General features: G+C 29.5%; 3 protein-coding genes. All 3 read left to right on the top strand.

Annotated elements, in window-relative coordinates; translation table 11 throughout:
* Nucleotides 1–256 (top strand): ArsR/SmtB family transcription factor (locus A33S_RS12060; RefSeq protein WP_081502249.1); only part of this gene is annotated, 256 nt, incomplete at its 5' end.
* 88 nt (nucleotides 257–344) lie between these two features.
* The gene (locus A33S_RS0107915; RefSeq protein WP_017176717.1) at nucleotides 345–1,229 is read left to right on the top strand and encodes a permease; all 885 of its coding nucleotides are present in this window, start codon (nucleotides 345–347) and stop codon (nucleotides 1,227–1,229) included.
* 13 nt (nucleotides 1,230–1,242) lie between these two features.
* The gene (locus A33S_RS0107910) at nucleotides 1,243–1,377 is read left to right on the top strand and encodes a hypothetical protein (RefSeq protein WP_002441931.1); all 135 of its coding nucleotides are present in this window, start codon (nucleotides 1,243–1,245) and stop codon (nucleotides 1,375–1,377) included.
* Nucleotides 1,378–1,496 lie beyond the last annotated feature (119 nt).

Here is a 1,496-nt window from a genome sequence, read left to right as displayed (position 1 = left end):
ATTTAGCGCACTTGCTGATAAAATTAGACTTAAAATTTTACATTCAATACGTCAAAGTGATACAAAATCTCTGTGTGTATGTGACTTGGAGGAATTATTAGAATTAAAACAGTCTAAGCTTTCTTATCATCTAAAAAAATTAGTAGATGCAAATATTCTTATTGCTGAAAAGCATGGTACATGGAACTATTATAAAATTAATGAACAACAAATACAGGTAGTTTTGAATGAAGATACTTGTTGTAAGATACTATAAGTATCTTCTTTTAACATAATATATATCAACTTTTTTTGATTAATTAATCAAAAAAAGTTGATTAAATAAATTCGGAGGCGTTATACTGATGTTAGACTCAATTATAGAATTCATAAAAACATTTTTAATGTTGTTTTTTGAATTATTAATACTATTCATCATCGTGAGCTTTATTGTAAGTTTAATTCAACAAGTAGTTTCGGAAGAAAAAATCAAAAGACTTTTGAGCAAACCTAATAAAGCCGTCAATTATATATTAGGTATGATATTTGGTGCTATGACGCCATTTTGTTCTTGTTCTACAATCCCAATACTCGGAGGTCTATTAAATTCTAAAGTACCTTTTGGTCCAGCAATGAGTTTCTTGATTGCTTCACCATTAATGAATCCATTGATGGTGTTTATGCTATGGGCTTTATTAGGCTGGAGAGTTGCAATAGTTTATTTTATTGTACTAGCAATATTTAGTATCTTTACAGGTCTTGTGTTTTCAAAAATGAATTTGGCTGAAAGTTATAAAGGCGTAAATGTTAAAGGAGATGGATTTTTTGCCAATAAAACGGGATCTCGTTTTAAACAAGCATTAAATGATGCGTGGGCATTTTTATATCCAATGCTTCCTTACCTATTTATTGGTGTATTTATTGGAGCATTCATATATGGATTTGTACCCGAAACATTTATTACAAAATACGCAAGTGGAGATGGCGTTATATCCGTATTCATTGGATCTGTTATAGGCATTCCAATGTATATCAGACCTGAAACAATGTTACCTATAGCTGAGGCATTAGTATCAAAAGGGATGTCTTTAGGAACAGTAGTTGCGTTGATAATAGGTGGTGCCGGTGCAAGTATTCCAGAAGTAGTATTATTATCTAAATTATTCAAGAAAAAATTTGTAGTCTCATTCGTAATCGCAATTTTAGTTGTAGCTATTGCAACTGGTCTAATTGTTAACTTAATCATTTAAGGAGGTGAAGTAAATGGGTATCAAAGACACATTAAAAAAATTAAAACCTCAAGAACAGTCATGTTGTTCAGTTAAAATTGAAGAGAAAACAGACAAAAAAGACGAAAATAATGAGAAAAAAGAAAATGGTAATAAAAATTGTTGCTAAAATTAAAAAAGTTCTGCTTGATTTTACATTTATTAACATAATCAATGATTATCAGAAGTTACAAAAAATGCGTCACTAGTATAGTGACGCATTTTAGCATTTTCTTTATTTGAAAAATT

The organism is Staphylococcus massiliensis CCUG 55927 (assembly GCF_000298075.1).
Taxonomy (GTDB): Bacteria; Bacillota; Bacilli; order Staphylococcales; family Staphylococcaceae; genus Staphylococcus; species Staphylococcus massiliensis.
The sequence above is the reverse complement of the archived record's forward strand: the minus strand, read 5'-3'. Positions and strand labels throughout refer to the sequence as shown.

What these genes read in the sequence shown, in the direction of transcription:
- A33S_RS0107910 (WP_002441931.1), top strand. Translation starts at nt 1,243, where the DNA reads ATGGGTATCAAAGACACATTAAAAAAATTAAAACCTCAAGAACAGTCA.
- A33S_RS0107915 (WP_017176717.1), top strand. Translation starts at nt 345, where the DNA reads ATGTTAGACTCAATTATAGAATTCATAAAAACATTTTTAATGTTGTTT.